The organism is Paenibacillus sp. SER-28, assembly GCF_052906305.1.
On sequence record NZ_JBRECM010000001.1, the window covers coordinates 757,628 to 781,978 of the forward strand.

Consider the following 24,351-nt stretch of genomic DNA (forward strand, 5'->3'; position numbering starts at 1 on the left):
GAAAAATCGAATAAGTATGTATACAATGCATAGGGGGTTAGATGAATGTATAGCATATTACTTATGGATGATCATCTTGAATCAGGTGAGGTTACTAAGTCATTTATTGGACAAGAAGGATATTTTTGTGTCACACGTGTCGCCTCTACAATCGAAGCTGCAGAGGAAATGGTGAAATATAGTTTTAATCTCTGTATTTATTATCTGAATAAGATTATCTTGGAAGAATTAGAGCATATACGTGGGATTCAGGCTACACCTATACTATTTGTCGGTCAGGTTCATACGTATACAATGATAGATAAGTTATTACACATGGGAGTTATAGCATTTATTGATAAAGAATTTTCCTCAGAACAATTGATTCGAGCTGTTCGAAGTGCATTGGATGGAATCGCCGTTTTACCCGTATCTCTGTTACAACAGCTGCATCACCATGAAGGAATGATGGATTATGTACCGCTTAACAACAAGGAGCGTTCTATTTTAGAGTGGATTGCTGAGGGAAAAAGTAACAAGGAACTCGCTACTATTTTCTGTGTCAGCCAACGGACAATTGAATATTATTTAACTAATATTTTTAATAAATTTAAAGTTAGTTCCAGATTAGAGGCTGTAATTGCCGCAAAACGTAGAGGGATTATTAATGTGTAAGGCTACAATTCTTCAGCAAAATAGTAATATAAATATATCATAGCGTGGCGACTAGTGAAATAAATGAATACTATGTTTATTATGACGGGGGCTAAGTGATGATTGTATTTTTACTAAAGTATAGATACAAGTTAATGTTGCTCATCACATTTATTATTCTGTCGAGTCTAATGAATATGTATATGGCCTTTATCTTCAAAGACCTGGTAGACGTTGTTACCGTAGGGAGCGAGCAAGAGTTTGTCGGGACAGCTATTTTGGCCTTATCTTTTATTGTGATAGGTGCAATTCTTAGGCTATTAACTAATTTGTTCCATGCTTCTTATATTCAGAAGACGATGTTATATTTGAAAGAAGTTGTTTTCGGACATATTATGAATAAAAGCCTGACTCAGTTTTCTGCTTATAACAGTGCTAAATATATATCTATTTTTAGTAATGATATCAAGATGATTGAAGATGACTATTTTAAAAACATATTCTCGTTAATTGGAATGTGTATCTCGTTTTCAGCATCCTTAGTTGGCATGTTTCTGCTCAGTCCTACTATTGTAATTTGTCTTCTTTTGTTAACGCTCTTATCCATGTTTATCCCTCGTATGTTTGAGAAAAAACTGGTAAATCGAAAGAGAAAAGTGGCCGATGCTGTAGAGAAATTCATAATTAATACGAACGATATGTATTCAGGATTCGCAGTAATTAAGAGTTTTGGCATTGAGAAGTATGTCAAGGGGCAATATGATCATCTTAATAGGGAAGTAGAAAAAAATAAATATGCATTTTTGAGATTGAGTGCATGGGTTACCTCTATAAGTGAAGTTTTCGGCGGCTTTATGTTTATTTCAGTGTTTATCATCGGTAGTTTTCTCACATTACGGCAGCTTATTACCTTAGGGACCATGATTGCTTGTGTACAATTGACCAATAGTATCGTCAATCCAATACAAATGAGCATTCAATATATAACTCAGATTAAATCATTACGTGATATATCGGCAAAGATTACAGACTTTTTACATACAGAGCATCAGGATGTAGCGTACATTCACAAACCGACGATTAAGAATAAGATTTCACTAAAAGAAGTATCTTTTGGTTATAAAGAAAACAGTTTTAATGTTCACAGGTTGAATATGGAATTGCAACAGGGAAAAAAATACGCCTTGGTAGGGCCGAGCGGATCAGGAAAATCAACTGTGTTACGGCTCCTTATGAAACAGTATGAGAACTATGAAGGTACGATTAGTGTGGACGATGTGAATTTAAAGGAGATTGATGTTGAGGAGTGGTGCCGATTGGAGTCTGTACTACATCAGGATGTTTTTTTATTCGATAGCAACATTAGGGATAATATTTTACTATACCAAACGTATTCAAATGATGAGATCGCTGACGTAATCCTAAAATCCGGTTTGATTACATTAATAAATAAGTTGCCAGAAGGTATAGATACCCAGGTTGGAGAGAAAGGAAGTATACTGTCTGGGGGGGAGAAGCAAAGGATAGCGATTGCAAGAACCTTGATACGTCATACTCCCTTATTGCTAATGGATGAACCGACTTCGTCACTAGATTATGAAACGGCAAATGCTATTGAAGAAACTGTACTGGATTTGGAGAACACTACTTGTGTAATGGTTACTCATCGGCTGTCAAAATCAGTGCTAGAACGATATGATATGATCTTTGTATTCGCTGATGGAACAATTGTGGAGCGGGGAACATTTTGTGAATTAATTGAGCTTCAGGGGTATTTTTATCACATGTATGGGATGGCTGAGGAATCAGCTATGATACGAGATAAATGAAGTTTAGTGAATTAATGAACTTTTATTATTTGTTCTAACCTTCTGGCGAAACATGCTGATTTGGGCGCTAACCTGATGCAGCATATCATGGTAAGCATGAGGCGTGCACTGGAATCCTGGTTGCTGTGAATGACCGGTCTGGTCACGTCCTTAAGCTTTTCAAAGGACTTCGCAAAGGTTCGCAGAACCAATTCGCTATCATTAAGAAGGCTGATGTGATAGACTACAATCTCATTGTTTAACAAGTCTTTAATCACCCAGAGATAAAGCCACGTATCCTGTACATGATATTGTGTCACATCCATTACCCATTTTTGGTTCGGTTGCTCCGCCTGAAATGCTCGCTTTAAGAGATTTTCGATCACTCGTTCTTGAAGCAAAACCTTATAATTCATATGCTGTTTGCGGTGAATCTGCGAGCGGATACCCAGCGTCTGCAAGAGCCACAGTGCCTTCTTGTGGTTCATCCAAACTCAGTGATCGTGAAGCAGTAACAATTGGAACTGGCGGTATTCATAAATTCTTTCGTAGCGTCGATATACCGCTTGAATCAGTGCCTTTGCTTGCCATCCCGGTCGGTATCCTTGCGCTTCAAATAGGCGTAATATTCACCTCTAGACACCCCGAACAACAGACAGAGTTGGATCACCAGGTATTCGGTTGCTAACTTTGCGATCATAGCATATTTTTGTTGCTCTCCTCCTGCTTCCAGTTTTCCAAACACTTTTTAGCATTTCATTCTCCCGTTTCAACTGTTGCACATACTGATCTTGATTCTTGTATTCTTCATGTTCCCCCTGTTGGACTAACAAGCCGAATTCGCCTTGCTCACGATACTTCTTATCTATCGCTTGACCTGATTCTGAATCTCCAAATGCTTGGTAATCTGTGGATAGGTCCACTTTTCTTCGAGATGTAGGCTAAATGGCCCTTATTTTACAGTGTCAGCATAAGTCTATAATTTTCTCCTTTTTTTGCGGGCATAAAAAATGCAAGCCTAGAATTTCTCTCGGTTGAACCCGGGGATTTTCCAATGTTCATTATAGAGGACACTTTATAAGCCACAGGTGGGCTAGCTTAGTTTTCTTAATTGAAACATTTCATTCTTCTTTAGTTGATAATCTCCCTTATTACATTCCTCGCCAAACGTACTTTCTCTGGACTCGACTTTTTGAGCATCGTAATAATTTCTATAATATCTTCATCAGACTCCACAATTTTGGGGTCCTCGCTTACATATGAAAACAACTGAACTAAGTTTACGTCTAGTGCTTTTGCAATTTTAGCTACATTTATCAAAGAAACATTCTTTTCTCCACGTTCGATCTGTCCAATGTATGTAAAATGAAATCCACCTTTTTCCCCAAGAGCTTCTTGTGAGAGGCCTTTTTCTTTGCGTAACACTCTTATTCTAGCCCCAACTAGCTTTAGTACTTCTTTGTCCTGCATTTATCTACACCCCTTCTACTAAAAAGTGTAGACAAGATTTTATTGGGTAAACATGAGATTAAGAATCGTATATTTAGCAAGTATTATATCTATAAGTATTATTTTAGAGTATAATAAGACTAATCTTTAAATTCTCTGGAGGAATAGATATGAAAGAAGCTCCTTCTACCTTTATTCCAAGTCCCACTCAACCGTCCCGACCCTCACAACATCTACATAATTCAATAACTGATTTCCACACTCTATCCCATTACCACATGAAACTAGCCCAAATCCTGTACAAGCACAATCAAGTCCAATGCTGCATTATCCTATGTGACTGGGCGTTGACCTCCATGTTGAAAGCACTATATATGAAAGAAAACAACAGCCGTTTCCCTCCCGGATTCCTGTCTATGACTGATCTGCTGCACTTATTACATACCGAAACCAACCCGGGATTGGATGTTGTTGTATTTATAGGCACCACTCAATTTCTTTCATCCCAGTTAGAAACCCCGCTCCTTCAAAAGATGAAGCACAGGGATGTGAGCAGGTTACTGCGAAGAACGGACGACATTCTCTGCCAGTTGTCATCCAGAGTCATTAGCGATCTATCTCAAACGTATCAGTCCATTTTCTGAGTAGTCCTTCCATGGCAAATAAACTTGCCGATTCGCCCTGTCGTTATCCGCTTTTCTTCATACGATAAGAGTAAGCTTTAACGCAAGGAGGGATTCAGACATGGGTGAAGTAGGTTACGGTGGAGCATGGACATCCACAGGAGCGATTTTGGTATTGTTCATTTTGTTGGTAATTATTACTAAGTCTTTTTTGATCTAACAGCAGGTTAGCATCGCTTAAATCCACAAATCGGCCTTCTTTCACGACATCGTGAGGGAGGGCTTTTTATGCAGAATGGGTGTTAGCCCAACATGTTGTCTGGCCCTGCAAGCATTGTTATACTTTACATACAGGGAGATTTTCCCTCAAATATATGGCAATACGGATAGCGTAAGACGTGGAAAAACAGAAATTCGCTGACCAAAATCAGGAGGATCGCATGATGAATACGGCAAGCAGTCCATTTCAATTTACGACAGACACGGCGACTCTTTGCTTATTTGATACGCAAGCTCTTAAGCACCGTTTGGACGATGATCCGGATTGGTGGTCCATCGAAGAGGACGAGCTGGGCGAGTTGAACAAAGGAAATGTAGCTTTTTTGAATCTGGGAGCCGACGGGACCTATGAGGTTTTGATGACAGATCATATCGACAAGCCTACTGTACGGCTGTTTTTGAAGGTTCCCTCAGGCAACCTATTTATTGGAGCAGGGGAGGAAGCCACAAGTGGTGGACTGGAGCCTGAATGCGTATGGGGAGGAACGTTCCTTTCTGTGCAACCGGGATTTTATGAATGCTTGGCGAGCAGAGAAGACAATCGTATTTATCTTTCTTTAAAAAAAGGAAGCGAAGGCAGCAATAGCTTTACAGGTTTGATTCGATTGTAGGTTGTAGGCAACCCGTAACGGCCCATACAAGCCGCCTGAACAGGTGGAGGCCGGACAACCTAAACTGGGGAAATAGAAAAAAGGCTATCCCCACGACTTACACATCCGTGAAGACAGCCCTTTATCTGTCTATTGATACTTTACAATAATGGCATTGCTGATTTGGCGGCCGGGTGTGGTGAGGTAGGAGCCGTTGTAATACAGCCCGCTGGAAGCACCGCCGTCCAGATTCATGGCCTGATAAGCGCCAGCCTGCTTCATCATTTGGGCGAGCTGCGGTATAGTCGCTCCACTTGTGGTCAGGAGGATCAGCTTATGATCCCGACTCATCCCGAGTGCGCTGCGGGCGCCGCCGCCTGTTAATATTTTAGGGTCCTTGAAGCCTTCGGCTTTGACATTTAGGGAAACCTGACCGTTCGTGACCAGACGAGGCCCGGCTTGAAGGGCACCTTCGACGCTACCTTGGCTTAAGCGTTGTTCAAAGGCAGAACCCGACACCAGCTCAGCTAAATGATTAGTATCGTAGGTGAAGACCGTTCGTTGGTCGCCAGAGCTTTTTTTCAACATCTTTCCGTGACTGACCAGATAGCCGTAAGGCGTTTTGTAAGAGCTTTTGGTATAGGCATCAAAGAATGTACCATTGATGGCTACAACCGCTTGGTTACGTTTGGCGAGACTACTTAAGTCTTCCACTTTACCAATGGAATCGCCTGCCAGTGCCACGTCCAGGCTTACCTTGGGATGGAGCATAGAGATGGTGACCACCTTAGCGGAAAATGTACGAGACCCGACCTTGAAGCTTTTATGAGCTGTCGTAATGGGTGTAGTGTTTCCGGGTAGCTTGCCAGTATGTACCGGAAGCGTGACGGACGTTGCACCTTGCTTAATGCGTACAGCTGAGGTTTCCTTTTGCCATGAGACTTGCAGGTTTAGATTTTGACTGATGAACTGCAAGGGGACATAGGTCGAACCGTTATCGGTAAAAGGAGCATTTTGCAAATGGACCGTTTGATCATTCACTTTGGCAGTAGATTTCCCGGCAAATAGGGTGATCCGAGTATTGCCTTGCGCAATTTCTATTTTTTTGTCCGCTGCCGTTAAATTGAATGTGATCCCTTCATAGCTGTTCAGAAGACGAAGCGGGATGAAGGAGTGGTTACTCTGGTCCACATAGACCAGCATAGGTGCTGGGGCAGCAGCGTAGATCGGGGATACCAGTAATAGCAAGGACAGGATAACAAGTGCGGTGGTTCTTTTCATGAATAGATCAATCTCCTTATGTAGTCTTGACACTTTACGAGGTGCTTGTAATTATATCGGGTTTTATAAGTTGTAAATGTATGTTATGCGAATTTTGAGTGTTTAGCTGATATAGGAAGCGGGAGGTTGGAGATGAGCAGGTATGAGACAAGACTTGAGGATTACCGTCGCAGAGAGCGCCCGTCTTATCGTGTATTTGAAGGATTGCAGGAATTGGTGCGTAGCGTGGGGCAACTGCATAATAACTGGTTATATGTGAATGTGGATCAATGGGATCAAGACCCTGTTCACACACCGATTTATTATTGGGATGAGCATTGGCTAGAGGAATGTGCAGAGGAGGGTACAGTCGTAACCAACGAACAGGACGAGTATATTCCCAAGTGGGTGCCGGATCGTCAGGTTCAAACCTGGTTTGAGTTGGCGACCTTCGAAAGTATTGTGGAAGTCCTTAAGGCTGCTGGACAGCCAGTGACGCTTCAGATGGTGATTATAGCGGTAAAATACTATGACAAACGAGATGCCTTTCTGGACTATGAAGAGGTGAAGGCAGTGACAGACCTGTGGTCTGTGTTGACAAAGGTGAGAAACCACCTAACAGAATGAACAAAGCCTGTAGAATAAACAGGGCATACATACACTGGATGGGGGAAGCAAATGAGTTGGTTGAATCATGAAATGGCAGCAGGAGCAATCAGAGCCAAACCAGGACGAACGCCCCAAGATGGCCAAAGATATTTTTCGTATGATTCGGGAGGCGAATCAGGCTGGTGAAATGGAGCAGTTACGTCGAGAGATTCCAGCCGCGTCTTGGCCGCTTACACCAGCGTTCGAGGAGGCTTTGCAAGCCGTTAGGCCGATAGCTTTTGTGAATGGAGGCAATGAAGTCATTCTACATGCGGGCAATCCTCGGGAACGCGGGACGATCTATGTGACGGGAAAAGATAGAATCTTGCAAATCCCCGGACTGCATCGAGTAGGCTGTTCGCCGGACGGGACTTATTTTGCGTTGGTGGATGGACAGGGGATTCGGATTGTTCGTCAACCGGACTTAAATCTGCAAGGAGAAGAGACAGCACATTTTCAGTGGAAGGATATACAAGGCCGCTTAAAAGCATCCATTCCTGATCTGGAGTGCTTGGGAGATGAGGAGCATCCTGAAGATATATTAGATGAAGTGATTCCGTTTGGCGATGGACAGCGACTTCTGCTGGTTTGCGGTTACGGCGTTTATTTGCTGGCTGGTGATCAGGTGGATTTGATCCATCCCCAGGCGTCTGAACGAAGAAAACTAGAGTTGGAAGACACGATTGTGGATATGGCCCATGGAGCTGTGTCGAGGGATGGACGTTGGATTGCTTACGGTAGCCAGATGAGTGAGCATATGCTTATGGATCTGTCTGATAAGACGGTGCATACATTGGAGCCAAGTTCTAGTTATCCGCATTATGCTCTATTTTCCAAAGATGATCTGGACGTCTGGTACAATGCCTGTCATTTCTACAACGGTGCTACCATTCAAGTGTCGATTGCTGAGGTGGAGCAGGGTCTTGCTCAGAATAAGGAAGAATGGCCGATGATGAATGAAGAAATGCGAGTATACGCTGCAACAGCGCTGACACAAGGATCTATTTTGGGTGATGCCTACGGTTATCTCCGTCTGATTGACAGGGAGGGCCGTGAACTTTGGCGCTATTTTGTCGGCAGTACGATATCCGGGCTGGCAGTTACACCTGATGAAAGTATGTTGGCGGTTGGAACGTATGGCGGTATGCTTCATTTGATTGATTTGCAGAGCGGCACGAAGGACGAATATAGCATTGGCACCGCGCCAATTCACGAGACAGCGCGTTGGGTGATCTGGCGGAACTATGAGCCCTTGCGCTGGTAATACTAATATTCCGCAAATGGTGATAAAAGCAAGTTCTGATAAGCTGAACTTAAAAAGCGTAGCAGCACATGATTACAATGCTATTTTCAGATAGAGGGCATTTGGCATTAACCCATGATGCAAAATGTGAATAGAGAGGAAAGAGGTGTGAAGACATGGACAAGAAAGCGGATATTCGTACATCCATGAAGGAACTATTTGCTCAGATGGATGAAGCCTTTTTTATGGATGTGGAAGAAAATGTACCGATGGAAATGCGTGATGGAAATGTTGACGAGGAGGGATGGATCAAGTGGAAGCCTCTCCTTTCACAGATTACTGAACAGGAAGTTCGGGAGATGGAGGAAAAATACCATTTTGAGCTGCCGCCCCTGCTGAGGAGTTTTATCATGTCCTACCATTATGTATCTTTACAATTCGATAATGAGTCTATCCCGGGAGTATACTGGAGCGATTGTACGTTTGTTGAGTTCCCACGTCTGCCTGTAGGTCAAGGCTTAAAGGCATTTTATGATTTGCTTGATCAATGGTCACCTCTTCTGTCAGCAGGCTACATTCCTTTTGCAATAGCAGAGGACGACCAGGGTCCCGTTTGTTTAAATGCAGGCAGCAGACATAAGGACGGCGATTATCCTATTGTTTGGTTCTTTCATGAGGACCTACAGCATTTGAATGAGGATGAGCTGCGGATCAGGAGTAATCTGCTTCCCCATGTACAGGGGCTGTTTCCATCTTCTGTCGAAATGTTTAACGTGATGTTTAAGCACATTAGACACTAACGATTTCCTGAAATGTAATTTTAATGTTTAGTCGACCGAGATATTGACATAAAAAATGAGGAATGATATAAAAAAGGTAGGCTAGCACTCGAATGATGGGAGTGCTAACAAAGTTGAATCGTTTGCATAGCTCATATCCGCTGGCCTTACATAGGTTCATATTTGAAAGGAGATATCCGAATGGAGAAAAAACAGTTTCAGGCTGAGTCCAAGCGTCTGCTCGAAATGATGATTAACTCGATTTACACGCAAAAGGAAATTTTCCTAAGAGAGCTGATCTCCAATGCAAGTGATGCGATTGACAAAATTTATTACAAAGCATTGACGGATGATCAACTGGTCTTTGACAAAGAAAATTATTATATCAAAGTAACTGCCGATAAGGATAACAGAACGCTAACCCTGCGTGATACCGGGATTGGTATGACCAAGGAAGAGCTAGAAAATAACCTGGGTGTTATTGCTAAAAGTGGTTCACTGGCATTCAAAAATGAAAATGAATCCAAGGATGGTCATGACATCATCGGTCAATTCGGCGTCGGTTTCTATTCAGCTTTTATGGTAGCCGATGTGGTTACAGTGACTACCAAGGCTTTGGGAAGCGATACTGCATATAAATGGGAATCCACAGGTGCAGACGGGTATACCATTGAGGCAGCTGAGAAGGACGAGGTCGGAACCGAGATAGTTCTGAAAATCAAGGCAAACACCGAAGATGAGTCCTACGATGAATATTTGGACGAGTACCGTTTAAAAGCACTGATTAAAAAATACTCCGACTTTATCCGCTATCCGATTAAAATGGATATTACAGGCAAGCGTCTGAAAGAGGGAAGCGACAACGAGTTCGAGGATTACGAAGAAGAACAGCGTATTAACAGCATGGTTCCTATCTGGAGAAAAAACAAAAGCGAGCTGACCGACGAGGATTATCAAAATTTCTACGCGGAAAAACGCTATGGCTACGACAAGCCGCTCCAGCATATCCACGTCAGTGCGGATGGCGCGGTAGTGTACCAAGCTATTCTGTTTATTCCTGAAAATATTCCGTTTGATTTCTACTCCAAGGAATATGAAAAAGGGCTGGAGTTGTATGCCAACGGTGTGCTGATTATGGAAAAATCTCCTGACCTGCTGCCGGATTATTTTAGCTTTGTCAAAGGGATGGTCGACTCCGAAAGCCTGTCGCTCAACATTTCCAGAGAAATGCTGCAGCATGACCGTCAGCTGAAGCTGATTGCCAAAAATATCGAAAGCAAAATCAAAGGTCAATTGCTGACCTTGCTCAAAAATGACCGGGAGAAATATGATCAATTCTACAAATCATTTGGCAGACAATTGAAATTTGGTATCTACAACGATTACGGCAGACATAAAGAAACTCTCCAGGATCTGCTCATGTTCTACTCTTCTACAGAGAAAAAGCAGGTTACTTTGGACGAATACGTATCGCGTATGCCAGAGGATCAGAAGTATATTTATTATGCTTCCGGGGAGTCCAATGAGCGTATTGAAAAACTGCCGCAAACCGAAATGGTGGCTGACAAAGGCTACGAAATTCTGTATTTCACCGATGATATTGATGAGTTCGCTATTAAAATGCTCTTAAGCTACAAAGAGAAAGAATTCAAATCTGTATCGAGCGGCGATCTGGGCATTGAGCCTGACGAAAACGAGAAAGAAACAGAAGCAGAACAAAACGACAACAAAGGGCTGTTCGAGTATATGAAGGGCTTGCTGGAAGGCAAGGTATCCAGTGTTAAAGCCTCCAAGCGCTTGAAGACACATCCGGTATGTCTGTCCGCAGACGGCGAAGTGACGATTGAGATGGAAAAAATCTTGAACGCCATGCCTAATAACGCCGATGTCAAAGCGAATAAAGTGCTGGAAATCAACGTAAACCATGCGGTGTTTAACTCTTTGAAAGAAGCTTTTGACAAGGATAAGGAGAAGGTAAACCTCTATACGGCATTACTGTATAATCAGGCTTTGCTGATCGAAGGCTTGCCACTGCAAGATCCGGTTGAATTCACGAACGATATTTGCAAAATCATGGTTTAACAAGCTTTATTACTGTATAGAGCCGTTCCCATACTGGGGGCGGCTTTATTTATCATAAACACTTCTTAAATCTCCATAATAGGTCATATAGCGCTTACAGAAGAAGGGATGGGCCCACACAATGCCGATCATACTCAATACAAAGGAGGGCAATTATATGAGTCTGGATAGAGATAGAAAGGAACTCCAAAATTTGGATCGAAGTGAGCTTATAGAGTTAGTGGAAAAAATAATCAGAGGTGAGGGAACAGAAGAGGAAATCGACAGTATGCTGACCATAGTGAAGCAAAATACGCCCCATCCGGGGATCAGTAATTTGATCTACTGGGATGACCGTGACTTGAGTGCAGCAGAGATCGTAGATGAGGCATTACGCTATCAGCCCATTATTTTACCACCCCATGAATCTTCTTCATAGGATGCGGAGGGGTGGTCTTTTGTTTAGAAATAAGATAGTATTAACTCTTTAGGACTATGAGCATTAGATTCAAAAAAACTTCCGTTAAATACGTGCTGACTTCTCTGGAGTGTATGAGGTAATGTTTGTTTTCTGCACACTTTACGGAGTTTTTATGCCTAATTTTGGGATTTGTAAAGTTTTTGTGACATGTTCCTGTGAATTTTGATACAGCAAATTGTCGTTTTTCTTGATTATTTGGTGGGATGTCTTTATAATCATTTTGTTTGCAAGAATGATTAGCGATTAGCGTATGGAATAAGGAGGTTATTTATTTTGGGAAAAGCATTGATTATTGGCGCCGGTGGCGTGGCCAGCGTTGTGGTGCATAAATGTTGCCAAAACCCAGATGTATTTGAAGAAATTTGTATCGCAAGCAGAACTGTTGAGAAATGCGATGCGCTTAAAGAGAAGCTGGGTGGAGGTCGTACGAAGATTCAAACGGCTCAGCTTGATGCTGACAACACCGACATGGTCATTGACTTGATTCGAAGCTTTCAACCGGATGTAGTTATCAATGTGGCTCTCCCTTATCAGGATTTGACGATAATGGATGCTTGCCTTGAGACAGGTGTTCATTACGTTGATACGGCGAACTATGAACCGCCGGATACGCCGAAGTTTGAATACAGCTGGCAATGGGCCTACAAAGAAAGATTCGAAAAAGCAGGAATTACAGCTCTGCTGGGCAGCGGTTTTGATCCAGGCGTAACTGGAGTATTTACGGCTTATGCTCAAAAGCACTACTTTGATGAAATTCATACGATTGATATTGTGGATGCGAATGCAGGGGACCACGGATATCCTTTTGCAACTAACTTTAATCCGGAAATCAATATTCGTGAAATTACGGCGAAGGGCCGTTACTTTGAAAACGGAGAATGGATTGAAACTGAGCCACTTTCTGAGAAAAAGGTATACGACCTTCCTGAAATTGGACCGAAAAATATATATCTTTTGTACCATGAAGAACTGGAATCTCTTGCAGTGAATATTAAAGGCGTGAAAAAAATCCGCTTCTGGATGACGTTCTCGGACAATTATCTGAATCATTTGAATGTACTTCAAAACGTAGGCATGACTTCGATCGAGCCTATTGATTACGAAGGACAACAAATCATTCCACTGCAATTCCTGAAAGCTATTTTGCCAGACCCAGCTTCTCTGGGACCAAGAACAAAAGGCAAAACGAACATTGGTTGCATCATCCAAGGCGTGAAAGATGGAAAACCAAAAACGTATTATGTTTACAATGTTTGTGATCATGAGGAATGTTATGCAGAGGTTGGCTCCCAAGCCATTTCTTACACAACTGGTGTTCCTGCCATGATCGGCGCAATGCTTATCATCAAAGGTATCTGGAAAAAACCAGGCGTTTACAACGTTGAGGAATTTGATCCAGATCCATTTATGGAAGCACTAAATAAACACGGATTGCCATGGCAAGAGAACTTTACGCCAACGTTGCTTGATTGAGGTCTGCGATGAATATTGATATTACAGGACTTCCATTACCTTGTTATCTTGTTGACGAAAGACTTCTTGTCAAAAACCTTGAGGTCTTAAATTCCGTTCAAGAGCGGACGGGCTGCAGTATTTTGCTCGCTCTTAAGGGATTTTCGATGTTTTCGACCTTTCCTCTGGTTGGCAAATACTTAAAAGGCGTAACCTCCAGTTCGTTGTTCGAAGCACGACTTGGTCGCGAAAAAATGGACAAGGAGGTTCACGTATACGCACCTGCTTATGTTGACAGTGAATTTGATGAGCTATTGGAGTATGTTGACCATATTGTTTTCAACTCCTTTGATCAACTGAAACGCTACAAAAGCAGAGTGCAAGGCGTAACTTCCAAAAAAATCGACATCGGCATTCGGGTTAATCCAGAATATTCGGAAATCGAAACGCCGCTGTATGATCCTTGCTACAACAACTCCAGAATGGGTGTGACCCTGGCTAACTTTAGACCTGAGGATCTGGATGGCGTTGACGGTATTCATTTTCATACGATGTGTGAACAGAATTCAGATACGCTAGAGCGTACCATTAAAGTCGTGGATGAGAAATTCGGGCCATACATTAAGAACATGAAATGGCTCAATTTCGGCGGCGGTCACCATATTACCAGAGAAGACTATGATCTGGACACGCTGGTACGCTGTATTCAATATTTTCAGGATAAATATGGTGTGCAGGTTTATCTGGAGCCAGGCGAAGCTATTGCTTTGAATACTGGATATCTGGTTGCTACAGTCCTAGATACGATGAAAAACGGAATGGATATTGCCATTCTGGATACTTCGGCTGAATGTCATATGCCTGACGTGCTGGCTATGCCATATCGCCCGAACATCATTGATGCAGGCCAGCCTGGCGAGTATGCATACACCTACAGACTTGGGGGACTTACGTGCTTGGCTGGAGATGTGATTGGAGACTATTCCTTTAAAGAGCCACTGAAGCCGGGAGACAAGCTTGTATTCTGCGACATGGCCCATTACACGATGGTCAAAAACCACATGTTCAACGGAGTCAACCTGCCAGCCATCGCCAGCTACAACGACGAAGAAGGCATCAAGGTAATCCGTCAGTTCTCCTACGAGGACTTTAGCTCACGTTTGTCGTAAGACTTACACAGGGGTAAAAGAACTGAGTGCACCAAATGGAATGACTGAACCACAAAAGCCTCGCCCCTTGAGAAAGGGGTGAGGCTTTTTGGCGTAGTTAGGGATTTTTTAGTTTTTATATGTGCCTGTTGCATGTATCCAATACGACAACGGGCATTAAATAATGATTCACTACTTGAAAAGTTACATAAATTTAATTAGTCTACCTTACAGCTTCAGAAGAGACTTTATAGTCAAATATATGCCCTCCAGGTTGAAGTCCTGGAAAAACCTCGACGGCTAGGTAGTATTCTTTACCTTTTTCAAGTTCTACATCTAAAGAATATTGACCATCTCTTGAACGTTTCATTTTACTACCAGTATTATCGTAAACAGTCATTTGCAACCAGGAATCTGAATATCTGTCTCCCTGAATTGTAAAATGAGCTTTTTGTGATTCAAAAGCCTTAATTTTATATACATCGTAGGCTTCCCAGACTCCAGGCACTCCCTCTACACCAAGTCTTCCGATAACAGCATCACCTATAAAATAGTAGTTAGCCTGTTCAAAACTATCATTTGGTTCCTGTTCATGATATTCAAGTACAGAGGCAGGAGTTAAGTCTTTTGTTGTATTTGCTTCTTCGGCTAAAGCGACACTGGCAGAAGTACTTAGCATAAGTGTCAGGCCTAATGAAGCTAACAATGTCTTTTTCATAGTAAAGTTCCTTTCTTTTTTAGGGTTTTTAAGGGGGTTAAAATCATGGAGATAAATGAGTAAAATATAAATACTAAATTGGGAATTATTTAAAAATGGACTTGATGTGTGAGATGAAATAATAGGTAGAGGTGAATATATCTGTGAGGCATTTAAGGATCCGACAAGTTTTCCTACTCGGGCTTTAGCTCGTGTTTAGTGTAAATAGACACAATTAATGGACTGGAGTGGCACGAATGAATAATGTAATCTGAACTAAAAGAGCCTTATACCTTAAAATAGAGGCTAGACTCTTTATTTGAATCTACGAAGGCAACGTATTTTATTGCCCAATTGTAGCGGAAATTTTATACCAGAACAATTGACCGATTTCGTAGCCTGGCGTTTCTACTTCTAAGTAGTACCATTTGCCTGCTTCAAGTTCTTTACCTAAAGTGTACTGACCATCATTTGCCGACTTTATCTTATGACCATTGCTGTCACGTAAAACCATTTTTAACCACGCACTCGGATACTTATCTCCTTCAAGTTTAAAATCAACCCACTTGGTTTCAAAAACCTTGAATTTGTAAACGTCGTAGGTGTCATAGTATCTTCCATCAATAAGTTCTCCAATGCTTCCATATATATCATCACCTAAAAAAATTTCGCTTGCTTCTTCAAAGCTATTATTAGGCTCTCTGTCAGTCCCATTTCCAGATAGCTGGATAGATTCCTTTTGTAATGCGGGTGCTGCTTCTTGAGCAGATGCAACGGCGGTGGATGTGCTTAATAGAAGTGCAAGACCTAGTGTGGAAAAAACTGACTTTTTCATTTAATAATCTCTTCCCTTCTTATATTTTGGGATTTATATGAATATGTATAACCAATCCCATCCAGTATTATATAGTATATTCCAATATATTGGAACGTAAAAAGGATAATAATCAAAAAAATATATTTTTTTTGTCACAATTATGCGTTTTTACAAATTTATTCACTAAACTTCAATTAAGAGTTAGCCAACTTACTGTATACTATAAAATCCCGTCTTAATATGCTGTCGTGAAAAGGGGCATCCTATTTTAGGAGTAACACAAGCTATGTTATACTCCATAATTGGAGGTGAAAAATATATGTTCGACCCGACCGTTTTTGATAATTTAAAAGTGGCCCTGGAAAATACGGTTTACGATCTGGATAATCTGGATTCACGTATTGACATTACGCAGCGAATCGACAGATTGGAAATGTCTGTGATGTCACGTGAATTTGCTGTCCAATTCAGACTGAGAGAACATCCGAGTGTGACAGCAGAGATTCAACTGAAGGCGGATTTAAACAACTTGGCTGCTGAAATTTTGGAAATCAAAGATCAAATTCCGGGATGTGTCTTGTTGCTGAGTTTTTACATGGAAATTCGTGAAATTGAGTCACAATGCAGCCGGATTGAAAATATACTGACCGAAATTTGGAAGCCCGATCTTCGACCGGTACAAACGCTTAGTCAGATTTATGGAGAGAAGACGTCTACATACCAAAACAGGATTGAACTCCGATTTTCCAGACAAATTAACGAAGATCAAATGGAAGACATTCCAGAGCTGTTGGAACACATATTGCTGACGCTTATGGAATTAAACAAGGTCTAAAGGGTTAGGGCCCTAATGTAAATGACATTAGTAGACCAACAAGTTAACGTTAGAGGAGTTGAAAGTATAAATGAATGAACTTGAATTCTCTCAAGTATATGCGATTATGGAGGCTTCTTTTCCTGAAACGGAATGCAGGACATTCGAGTCACAGAGTGCTCTGCTTCATCATCCATGTTATCGTTTACTTACCCAAAAGGACGAACAAGGGCAAACAATTGCTTTTTTGGCGGGATGGGAGTTTACAGATTTTCGGTTTGTAGAGCACATTGCCGTAGATTCGGCTATACGAGGTGGCGGGTTAGGTAAAGAGCTTATGAGCAAGTTTATTTCACAGTCCGATAAACCGGTAGTACTGGAGGTTGAGCCACCAGTGGATGAATGGACTCGGAGAAGAATTGGTTTTTACGAACGTTTGGGGTTTCATCTGAACCATTTTGACTATGTACAGCCTCCTTTAAGAGAAGGACAGGCTGATCTGCGGCTTCAAATTATGAGCTATCCAGGTGCGCTGGCTGAACAGGATTTTGCTCCGTTTAAAGAGATTTTATATACCGAGGTCTATGGGTTAAATAAGAAGATTGTATAGCTAATGGTGCTTCAATATCGTTCATGTTTTGTCCATACCATTACAAATTCTTTCTCGTCAGTTTCGGCATCAACAGATTCCGCTTGAATGGTAAATCCATTTTTAGTATAGAAGTTAAATGCTTTTGTGTTTGACTGGTATACCTTTAATTGAATCTCATTATGTTGCTTCTTCACCCAATCTAGTAGTAACTTGCCATAGCCTTTTCTTTGAGAATCAACACGTATAAACAGAGCTGCTAAGTATCCATCCAACATGGAAACGAAGCCGCCAATGCTATGATCATCTTGTAGGATAACGTAGTTTTGAGCGAGAGGAAGGTACCTGTTTTCCATCTCGGTAACTTGTGATGCCCAATACTGCGGAGCAATAAAATGATGGGCTTCTATGGAAGCATCTAGCCAGATGGCTGCCAACTCGTTGAGCTCTTCCACATTTGCGGGTCTAATCGACATCGTATCTCCTCTTTCACAGTGCAGTATGTAATCTTATAGATGATGCTGAAATAAAAAAGACCGTCCGAGGACGGTCTTTCTACCCGTGGCGCTTATTTAAAGCTTTGATCCGTATCCCGCGCCTCCGTCAACTCTGTAAATTAGAGAATAACGGACCGGGTAAGGGATACGCTCAACATATGATTATTGATGTTGACGCACCTCCTTTCCTGATGGACCCATTTTACCATATCTGGTTTGTGATATCCAGTTATTTTCTTATATTTACGGAAATGATTCATAGAAAATATAATATAAAAATAGCTTGATTTTATGTTCTATGGAAGATATAATCTAAATTGCCGTGATTGAAAAACATCGGTATGAATACATAATATGCGGTCGTGGCGGAATTGGCAGACGCGCACGGTTCAGGTCCGTGTGGGCTAACCCCCCGTGGAGGTTCGAGTCCTCTCGACCGCATCATAGCCTAACATTTACAGGTTCTTGGATTGGCTGGATGCCACCAAGAGCCTGTTTTTATATGGTTAAGATGCGTGTACCATTATAACTATTCTATTTATACTGAAATATATATTTAATATAGTCTTTTGCACTCTGATCAATGTCTTCGTCGCTTGCTTGAAACGAGGCTCCGAAGACAGCGAAATAGGGTAATGGTATGGCGCCAACATGCACTGCGCTTGCCTTAAAAGGTGCTATAACTTCATCTACAGTAAAAGAAACGGAACCAGTAGGTAAGTAATTTTCTTTTTTATCGCCAATGGACATGGCTATCCCTAGCCTCTTTCCTTTTAACTTATCACCCTTTGAACCATAAGCCCATCCATGGGTAAAAACATCATCGAACCACTTTTTTAATAAAGGAGGGTAACTATACCAATACAAAGGGAATTGAAATATGACATTATCGTATGCTTCAAGTAGCTGTTGTTCTTTCAAAACATCAATGCTCCAGTTTGGATACTCTTTATAAATCTCATGAATTGTAATTTCATTGGTATATTGAAGTAATTCTCGTTTCCATCTGTTATTTACTCTAGAATCTTCGATATTGGGATGAGCTAAAATCACAAGAGTTTTCATCATAAATCACCTTTCTTACGTAACATATTTGCCTTTATAGATGCTCTATTATTATTCTGTATGCTTCAAAAAAAGTAAATACACACAATAAAGTAAGATAGTTACTTGAAAGTATGCATTGGACTTAAAGTGAAGATATGCGATTATAGAATTAATTAGATAAACTTTGTTATTTTTAGCGTTGAAGAGGTGGTACTATGAAACAATATAATTTAGGCATAGAAGCAACACTTGAGATCATCGGAGGTAAATGGAAATCATTAATCATATGTTTATTAATGTCTGGTAGAAAAAGGACAAGTGAATTACAGCGTAGTATTTCAGGCATTTCTCAAAAGGTTCTTATACAGCAACTTCGCGAACTTGAAAAGGATGGTATCATAGGTAGACATGTGTATAATCAAATGCCTCCAAAAGTGGAGTATTATATAACGGAATATGGAATTACAGCAAATGAAATTATTGACTTAATGTGTTCTTGGGGAAGGACTAATATCCAAATAAGACAACAGCAAGGAGAAGATGTGATGTTGTTAGAAAATGATTCAAAATGAATAGTGGAGTAAAAAAGCGTTGCAGACTATGATGTTTACGGTAGTTTTCTTCGGCTGTCTTCAAGTGTTATGTTATGTGTTGAGCCGCAAGCTGATTTGCTATATAGTTATGACTGGACAACCATTACATCCATATTAAATGAATGCTAAAGTAGGGGGACCCTTGCAATGATTATTAAACCGAAAATCCGTGGTTTTATATGTACGACTGCACATCCTGCAGGATGCGCGGCTCATGTTAACCGTCAGATCAACTACATCAAAGAAAGCACATCAATACAAGGAGCTAAAAAGGTACTTGTGATCGGAGCATCTACTGGATACGGGCTGGCTTCTCGTATTGCTGCGAGCTTCGGTCTGGGAGCGGACACCATAGGGGTATCCTATGAACGTCCCGCATCAGAGGGGCGCACGGCTTCAGCAGGCTGGTATAATACGGCAGCCTTTGAAAGAGCGGCCAGAGCAGCTGGCTACATAGCGGAAAGCATTAATGGAGATGCTTTTTCTCATGAAATTAAGCAGGAGACGTTGAAGCTGGTAAAGGAAAAGCTGGGCAAGGTAGACCTGATTGTATATAGTGTCGCTTCACCGCGACGGACACATCCCGATACGGGTGAGACCTTTAATTCCGTTCTCAAGCCTATCGGACAGTCTTTTTCTAATAAAACAGTGAATACGAATACAGGTGTCGTATCAGAAATTACGCTGGAACCGGCTACGCAGGAGGAAATTGAGAACACCATCACGGTAATGGGTGGCGAAGATTGGTCCTTGTGGCTAAAAGCGTTGGAAGAAGCTGATCTGCTGGCTGAAGGGGTAACCACACTGGCTTACTCGTATATTGGTCCCGAAATTACGGAGGCTATCTATCGTAAAGGAACCATTGGCCAAGCTAAAAATGATTTGGAAGCTACAGCACATACTTTAACAAAGCAACTGGAGCGTCATCATGGAAAAGCTTACGTTTCTGTGAATAAAGCTTTGGTTACACAATCCAGTTCGGCTATTCCAGTCGTACCTTTGTATATTTCTTTGCTGTTTAAGGTCATGAAGGAAAAGGGACTGCACGAGGGATGTATTGAGCAGGCGCAACGTCTGTTCGAAACGCTATACAGTGGGTCCACTGTGGAAACGGATGAAGAAGGACGCATTCGGCTGGATAACTGGGAAATGAGAGACGATGTGCAGCAGGCTGTCAAAGCAGCTTGGTCCGAAATCACTACAGAAAACGTATCTGAATTGGGTGATCTCGAACAATACCGTCTGGATTTCCTCCAATTATTTGGATTCGGGTTTGATGAAATTGATTATGAATTAGACGTTAATCCATAGGTTGATACACTTTCATAAGTGATATTTGTAAAACAAAAACGGGTACTCTCAAGCGATGCAATTGCTTAAGAGTGCCCGTTTTTTATGTATATTGGCAAAAAAACAAGTTGCACTCGTTTCACTAACGGGATTTATCGAGAATTAGATGTGGAAAGTGACTTACGGTGCAGCAAGCGAAAAACGGCAATGGTAATGACAATTCCCACAACGCCAAAGACTGCAACAGAAGTCAGGGCCCGATAAGCTTGCCAGCCGAACAAAAAAGCAATACCACTGCCAAACGTTGTACCTGCCAATAACCCAAGTGCGCAGGCAATATCCGTTCCAAATTTCATAAACATGTTCCTTTCGAATGTGTAAATTAAAAAGCAACTTGTACTTTTTCGCTGGACTTGGACACATACTTGTGCGTACAATTAAATAGTAATCGTTTTCAAACGGAATCTATTAATCATTATGGAGCATTCTTGTGCAAATTATTCCTTTTTCAGGAGGCTGATGAAATGAATATGAATGAACAGATCAAGCTGTGGAACGAAGAGGCGCAGGCTAGTAACGCTGATCATCCTCACCGAAAGGTTGAATTGTTTATTGAGGTACGGGATGGAGCACTGGACTCTGTTGCCCCTTATCTGAACCAACAGGATTATCGTCATGTAACTCTGGTAGAAGATGAGCATACTTCGGTGGCGGCAGGAACAAAAGTGGCTGAGCTGATCCGTGAGGCAGGTTTGACAGTTGATGTAGTCCGCTTACCTCCGAATGCTGTAGGGGATGTGATTGCTGATGAAGCCTACATTATGAAGGTGCTGCTGGGTGTGGCGGATAAGAGTCAGGCTGTACTTGCTGTAGGCTCCGGCACGATTCATGATCTGGTTCGCTTCGTATGTTATAAAATGAATCGTCCGTTCTTGTCAGTACCGACGGCTGCTTCGGTGGATGGTTTTACCTCCGCAGGCGCACCACTAATTGTGGACGGCAGCAAGCAGACATTCCAAGCAGTTCCGCCAGAGGCGATCTTTGCTGATTTGTCCGTGCTGGCAAATGCGCCACAGACGATGACTGCGGCTGGTTTTGGCGATATGCTCGGTAAGTTCACCTCACTAGCGGACTGGCATGTTTCCAGAGATTTGGGAAACGAGCCGTATTCACCTGTGGCTAATCGCATTACCGAGGAGGCTTTGCGTGCCTGTATAGAACATGTCGATGAGATTGCGGCAGGTAGCAAGGCTGGGGTCGAGGTATTGATGAATGCGCTGATTGCATCCGGTATTTCGATGCTGATGATAGATCATTCTCGTCCAGCGTCAGGGGGAGAGCACCATATTTCCCACCGAATTGAAATGGATTTTATTGCAGAGGGACGCAAGCAAGTTTTGCATGGTGCCAAAGTAGGCGTAGCATCCGCATTGCTGTCTGACCTGTACAGGGATTTAGCAGCCAGTCAGGATGTAGAGGCATTTAAGGTGTATCTGGAATTGCCTACGTCGGAGCAGATGCGTGCATGGCTGGCTCAGGTCGGAGGCCCATCTACCATTGCCGAGCTGGGGGTTACGGAGGAACAGCTCGCTCGTGCATTGCGCACGGCTCATACCTTGCGTGATCGCTATACTGGACTTAAGTATATGAATGAACATCAATTGCTTCGTTCGTAATGTGCAACCTCTACACAAATTGTCCTTTAGATATTCAGCCACTCATGTGTGGCAAGGAAGGGATAAGCGAATGGGTTTACACCTCCGGCAGCAATACGACGATATCCTGTTCCTGTAACATTTGTATGTACAAATGAACGGTATGCTATAATCGTGGAATATGAACAGGTACACGATATTGCAAGTACGGAGGAAATTATGGCGCCTAAATATATACAAGTTAAACAGGAAATTTTGTCCTGGATTCATTCATCCAAACTGGAACCACAAAGCCAGCTTCCATCTGAGCATGAAATGTCTGAACAATTTGCCGTTAGTCGGCAAACGGTGCGTCAGGCGCTGGGTGAGCTGGTGCAGGAAGGCTGGCTGTTTCGGATGCAGGGCAAGGGAACCTTTGTCGCGACACGGGACAGCAAGCAGCCCGAAGATCCAAAGACGATTGGAGTCATTACAACCTATATATCGGATTATATTTTCCCATCCATTGTACAGGGAATTGAATCTAAATTGAGTCGTCAGGGCTATAAGATGCTGCTGTCAAGCACAGGTAATGACCCTGAGCAAGAAAGTCAGTGCCTGGAAATGCTGTTGAGTCAACCGCTGAGCGGAATTATTATCGAACCGACCAAAAGTGGAGAGCGTAATCCCAATCTGAACTATTATTTAACCGTGGAAAATCGCCAAATCCCTTATTTGATGATCAATGCGCGTTATGAGGAAATGGATGCGCCATGTCTGCGAGTAGATGATGAAAAGGGTGGTTTTTTGGCGGCAGAGCATCTGATTAAGCTGGGGCACCGACGCTTGGCCGGATTTTTCAAAACCGATGATATGCAGGGGATTCTTCGTATGAAGGGATTTGTGGCCGCTCACCGCAAATATGGTGTGACACTACACCCGAACGCAGTAACGACTTACCGGACAGAAGAAAAAAATGAGATTCCGCTACAACGTGCGTCGAGGCTATTGGCGATGGAGGCGGGAGAGCGTCCTACTGGATGGGTGACCTACAATGATGAGCTGGCTGTTCGACTCCTGGATATTGTACGTTCGGTGGGCCTGAACATTCCCAACGATCTATCGTTGGTTGGGTTTGATGATTCATTTTTGGCGACAGCAACGGAAATCAAGCTAACGACAATTCGGCATCCAAAGGAAGAATTGGGGCTACGTGCTGCCGATACCATGCTGTCGATGATTGAAGAGAAGGGGTACCATGAAGAAGATCGTCAGTTAATACTACCTCCTGAGCTCATCGTTCGTGAATCTACGGGGTCTGTCCAGGTCATGCCTGGAGAACACTAGGCTGGAAGATCAGTCGCTTTTATTTCTTAACATGTAAGGACAAGTTAGTAAGTATACAGCTTTAACGCTTAATATTTGATGGGCATGTTTCTCGCCATACCGAACAGTCTGTTTTCTGGATTGCAGAAATAGGCTGTTTTTGTTATATTTTTTCTGAAAATGAGTACATAAATCTATCGAGAAAATACATAAAAAAAGACTGGCTAAGTTGTACGTACAATCATATAATGAAAGCGGAACCAAGGATAAAGGGTCGTTAAGACCTTCCTGTAATTTTCCATTTGAAGTTAGTTTCAGTCACCTCCTCCATTGCAGATTTCAGAAATGATAGTAAAAGGTGTGTCTTATACATATTAGAACAATTGAAAAAGGAAGTATGGAAGGCCAATTTGGCTCTTCCAAGGCCTGGCCTATGAAGAACTGAAAGCGGAGCAACTGGTTGTACTGATTCTACAAGGCGATATTGTCGAGGTTGACCTTCGGCCTTCGTCAGATACGCCTACACATCATCTGGCATTATACCGTTCTTTCGTTCGGAATCCAGAATTCACCTTAGTGGATCAGTCGCTGCT

General features: G+C 42.2%; 27 protein-coding genes, 1 tRNA gene and 1 pseudogene. 20 read left to right on the forward strand and 9 right to left on the reverse strand.

What is annotated here, in order from left to right; all coding sequences use genetic code 11:
* The first annotated feature begins 45 nt into the window (after positions 1-45).
* Positions 46-654 carry a response regulator transcription factor gene (locus ACUYLD_RS03560; RefSeq protein WP_250267976.1) on the forward strand — a complete coding sequence of 203 codons (609 nt, stop codon included), beginning with the start codon at positions 46-48 and terminating at the stop codon, positions 652-654.
* A 98-nt stretch (positions 655-752) separates the two neighbouring features.
* Positions 753-2,462: an ABC transporter ATP-binding protein gene (locus tag ACUYLD_RS03565; RefSeq protein WP_250267977.1), complete on the forward strand. Its 1,710-nt coding sequence runs from the start codon at positions 753-755 to the stop codon at positions 2,460-2,462.
* Between the two features lie 11 nt (positions 2,463-2,473).
* Here ACUYLD_RS03565 and ACUYLD_RS03570 read toward each other — a convergent pair whose 3' ends face one another.
* From ACUYLD_RS03570 to ACUYLD_RS03580, 3 genes are all read right to left on the reverse strand, one after another.
* Positions 2,474-2,929, reverse strand: a complete 456-nt coding sequence (locus tag ACUYLD_RS03570; RefSeq protein ID WP_250267978.1) for a DDE-type integrase/transposase/recombinase — start codon at positions 2,927-2,929, stop codon at positions 2,474-2,476.
* 83 nt (positions 2,930-3,012) lie between these two features.
* The gene (locus ACUYLD_RS03575) at positions 3,013-3,186 is read right to left on the reverse strand and encodes a hypothetical protein (protein WP_250267979.1); all 174 of its coding nucleotides are present in this window, start codon (positions 3,184-3,186) and stop codon (positions 3,013-3,015) included.
* 386 nt (positions 3,187-3,572) lie between these two features.
* Positions 3,573-3,911 carry a helix-turn-helix domain-containing protein gene (locus ACUYLD_RS03580; protein WP_250267980.1) on the reverse strand — a complete coding sequence of 113 codons (339 nt, stop codon included), beginning with the start codon at positions 3,909-3,911 and terminating at the stop codon, positions 3,573-3,575.
* Positions 3,912-4,246: 335 nt separating this feature from the next.
* Here ACUYLD_RS03580 and ACUYLD_RS03585 point away from each other — a divergent pair, with 335 nt between their 5' ends.
* The 3 genes from ACUYLD_RS03585 to ACUYLD_RS03595 all read left to right on the forward strand — a co-directional run bounded on the left by ACUYLD_RS03585 (position 4,247) and on the right by ACUYLD_RS03595 (position 5,403).
* Positions 4,247-4,534, forward strand: a complete 288-nt coding sequence (locus ACUYLD_RS03585) for a hypothetical protein (protein WP_446674429.1) — start codon at positions 4,247-4,249, stop codon at positions 4,532-4,534.
* A 100-nt stretch (positions 4,535-4,634) separates the two neighbouring features.
* Entirely contained in the window at positions 4,635-4,733 is a 99-nt protein-coding gene (locus ACUYLD_RS03590) for a hypothetical protein (RefSeq protein ID WP_014599622.1), read from the forward strand.
* A 220-nt stretch (positions 4,734-4,953) separates the two neighbouring features.
* Positions 4,954-5,403 (forward strand): DUF6386 family protein, encoded by a 450-nt coding sequence (locus ACUYLD_RS03595; RefSeq protein ID WP_446674430.1) that lies wholly within the window; start codon positions 4,954-4,956, stop codon positions 5,401-5,403.
* Between the two features lie 129 nt (positions 5,404-5,532).
* On the opposite strand, the gene ACUYLD_RS03600 is transcribed toward ACUYLD_RS03595, so the two are convergent.
* Complete coding sequence (locus ACUYLD_RS03600) at positions 5,533-6,663, reverse strand: phosphodiester glycosidase family protein (RefSeq protein ID WP_446674431.1); 1,131 nt, start codon at positions 6,661-6,663, stop codon at positions 5,533-5,535.
* A 132-nt stretch (positions 6,664-6,795) separates the two neighbouring features.
* Between ACUYLD_RS03600 and ACUYLD_RS03605 the strand changes: the two genes are divergently transcribed.
* The 7 genes from ACUYLD_RS03605 (at position 6,796) to nspC (ending at position 14,475) form a co-directional block, all read left to right on the forward strand.
* Complete coding sequence (locus tag ACUYLD_RS03605; protein WP_165175922.1) at positions 6,796-7,269, forward strand: DUF7716 domain-containing protein; 474 nt, start codon at positions 6,796-6,798, stop codon at positions 7,267-7,269.
* Positions 7,270-7,336: 67 nt separating this feature from the next.
* Positions 7,337-8,554 carry a hypothetical protein gene (locus tag ACUYLD_RS03610; RefSeq protein WP_446674432.1) on the forward strand — a complete coding sequence of 406 codons (1,218 nt, stop codon included), beginning with the start codon at positions 7,337-7,339 and terminating at the stop codon, positions 8,552-8,554.
* 155 nt (positions 8,555-8,709) lie between these two features.
* Complete coding sequence (locus ACUYLD_RS03615) at positions 8,710-9,333, forward strand: SMI1/KNR4 family protein (protein WP_061828644.1); 624 nt, start codon at positions 8,710-8,712, stop codon at positions 9,331-9,333.
* Positions 9,334-9,513: 180 nt separating this feature from the next.
* On the forward strand, positions 9,514-11,394 hold the full coding sequence (htpG, locus tag ACUYLD_RS03620; protein WP_446674433.1) for a molecular chaperone HtpG: 1,881 nt from the start codon (positions 9,514-9,516) through the stop codon (positions 11,392-11,394).
* A gap of 157 nt (positions 11,395-11,551) precedes the next feature.
* Positions 11,552-11,812, forward strand: coding sequence for a bacteriocin immunity protein (locus ACUYLD_RS03625; protein ID WP_250261824.1), 261 nt, complete (start codon positions 11,552-11,554; stop codon positions 11,810-11,812).
* A 315-nt stretch (positions 11,813-12,127) separates the two neighbouring features.
* The gene (locus ACUYLD_RS03630; protein ID WP_013309649.1) at positions 12,128-13,327 is read left to right on the forward strand and encodes a saccharopine dehydrogenase family protein; all 1,200 of its coding nucleotides are present in this window, start codon (positions 12,128-12,130) and stop codon (positions 13,325-13,327) included.
* 8 nt (positions 13,328-13,335) lie between these two features.
* Positions 13,336-14,475, forward strand: coding sequence for a carboxynorspermidine decarboxylase (nspC, locus tag ACUYLD_RS03635; RefSeq protein ID WP_446674434.1), 1,140 nt, complete (start codon positions 13,336-13,338; stop codon positions 14,473-14,475).
* A 202-nt stretch (positions 14,476-14,677) separates the two neighbouring features.
* Here the strand turns inward: nspC and ACUYLD_RS03640 are convergent, their stop codons facing one another.
* A complete protein-coding gene (locus ACUYLD_RS03640) occupies positions 14,678-15,172 on the reverse strand; it encodes a hypothetical protein (protein WP_446674435.1) in 495 nt (164 codons plus the stop codon).
* A 322-nt stretch (positions 15,173-15,494) separates the two neighbouring features.
* The gene (locus tag ACUYLD_RS03645; protein ID WP_446674436.1) at positions 15,495-15,986 is read right to left on the reverse strand and encodes a hypothetical protein; all 492 of its coding nucleotides are present in this window, start codon (positions 15,984-15,986) and stop codon (positions 15,495-15,497) included.
* 301 nt (positions 15,987-16,287) lie between these two features.
* Between ACUYLD_RS03645 and ACUYLD_RS03650 the strand changes: the two genes are divergently transcribed.
* Both ACUYLD_RS03650 and ACUYLD_RS03655 read left to right on the forward strand, forming a co-directional pair.
* Positions 16,288-16,803, forward strand: a complete 516-nt coding sequence (locus ACUYLD_RS03650) for a hypothetical protein (RefSeq protein WP_446674579.1) — start codon at positions 16,288-16,290, stop codon at positions 16,801-16,803.
* 70 nt (positions 16,804-16,873) lie between these two features.
* On the forward strand, positions 16,874-17,392 hold the full coding sequence (locus ACUYLD_RS03655; RefSeq protein ID WP_446674437.1) for a GNAT family N-acetyltransferase: 519 nt from the start codon (positions 16,874-16,876) through the stop codon (positions 17,390-17,392).
* Between the two features lie 11 nt (positions 17,393-17,403).
* Here the strand turns inward: ACUYLD_RS03655 and ACUYLD_RS03660 are convergent, their stop codons facing one another.
* A complete protein-coding gene (locus tag ACUYLD_RS03660) occupies positions 17,404-17,847 on the reverse strand; it encodes an N-acetyltransferase (protein ID WP_446674438.1) in 444 nt (147 codons plus the stop codon).
* A gap of 377 nt (positions 17,848-18,224) precedes the next feature.
* Between ACUYLD_RS03660 and ACUYLD_RS03665 the strand changes: the two genes are divergently transcribed.
* Positions 18,225-18,309: transfer RNA gene (locus ACUYLD_RS03665), tRNA-Leu, on the forward strand.
* A 93-nt stretch (positions 18,310-18,402) separates the two neighbouring features.
* Here the strand turns inward: ACUYLD_RS03665 and ACUYLD_RS03670 are convergent.
* A complete protein-coding gene (locus ACUYLD_RS03670; RefSeq protein WP_250262090.1) occupies positions 18,403-18,933 on the reverse strand; it encodes an NAD(P)H-dependent oxidoreductase in 531 nt (176 codons plus the stop codon).
* A 197-nt stretch (positions 18,934-19,130) separates the two neighbouring features.
* Here ACUYLD_RS03670 and ACUYLD_RS03675 point away from each other — a divergent pair, with 197 nt between their 5' ends.
* Both ACUYLD_RS03675 and fabV read left to right on the forward strand, forming a co-directional pair.
* The gene (locus ACUYLD_RS03675) at positions 19,131-19,487 is read left to right on the forward strand and encodes a winged helix-turn-helix transcriptional regulator (RefSeq protein ID WP_446674439.1); all 357 of its coding nucleotides are present in this window, start codon (positions 19,131-19,133) and stop codon (positions 19,485-19,487) included.
* Positions 19,488-19,655: 168 nt separating this feature from the next.
* On the forward strand, positions 19,656-20,819 hold the full coding sequence (gene fabV / locus ACUYLD_RS03680) for an enoyl-ACP reductase FabV (RefSeq protein WP_446674440.1): 1,164 nt from the start codon (positions 19,656-19,658) through the stop codon (positions 20,817-20,819).
* Between the two features lie 131 nt (positions 20,820-20,950).
* Here fabV and ACUYLD_RS03685 read toward each other — a convergent pair whose 3' ends face one another.
* Entirely contained in the window at positions 20,951-21,154 is a 204-nt protein-coding gene (locus tag ACUYLD_RS03685) for a hypothetical protein (RefSeq protein ID WP_061828633.1), read from the reverse strand.
* 168 nt (positions 21,155-21,322) lie between these two features.
* On the opposite strand from ACUYLD_RS03685, the gene ACUYLD_RS03690 reads away from it, so the two are divergent.
* From ACUYLD_RS03690 to ACUYLD_RS03700, 3 genes and pseudogenes are all read left to right on the forward strand, one after another.
* Positions 21,323-22,474 carry a sn-glycerol-1-phosphate dehydrogenase gene (locus tag ACUYLD_RS03690; protein ID WP_446674441.1) on the forward strand — a complete coding sequence of 384 codons (1,152 nt, stop codon included), beginning with the start codon at positions 21,323-21,325 and terminating at the stop codon, positions 22,472-22,474.
* A gap of 198 nt (positions 22,475-22,672) precedes the next feature.
* Complete coding sequence (locus ACUYLD_RS03695; protein WP_446674442.1) at positions 22,673-23,779, forward strand: substrate-binding domain-containing protein; 1,107 nt, start codon at positions 22,673-22,675, stop codon at positions 23,777-23,779.
* A 350-nt stretch (positions 23,780-24,129) separates the two neighbouring features.
* Positions 24,130-24,310, forward strand: a pseudogene (locus ACUYLD_RS03700) (class II aldolase/adducin family protein); the annotation flags it as partial.
* Positions 24,311-24,351: the final 41 nt, after the last annotated feature.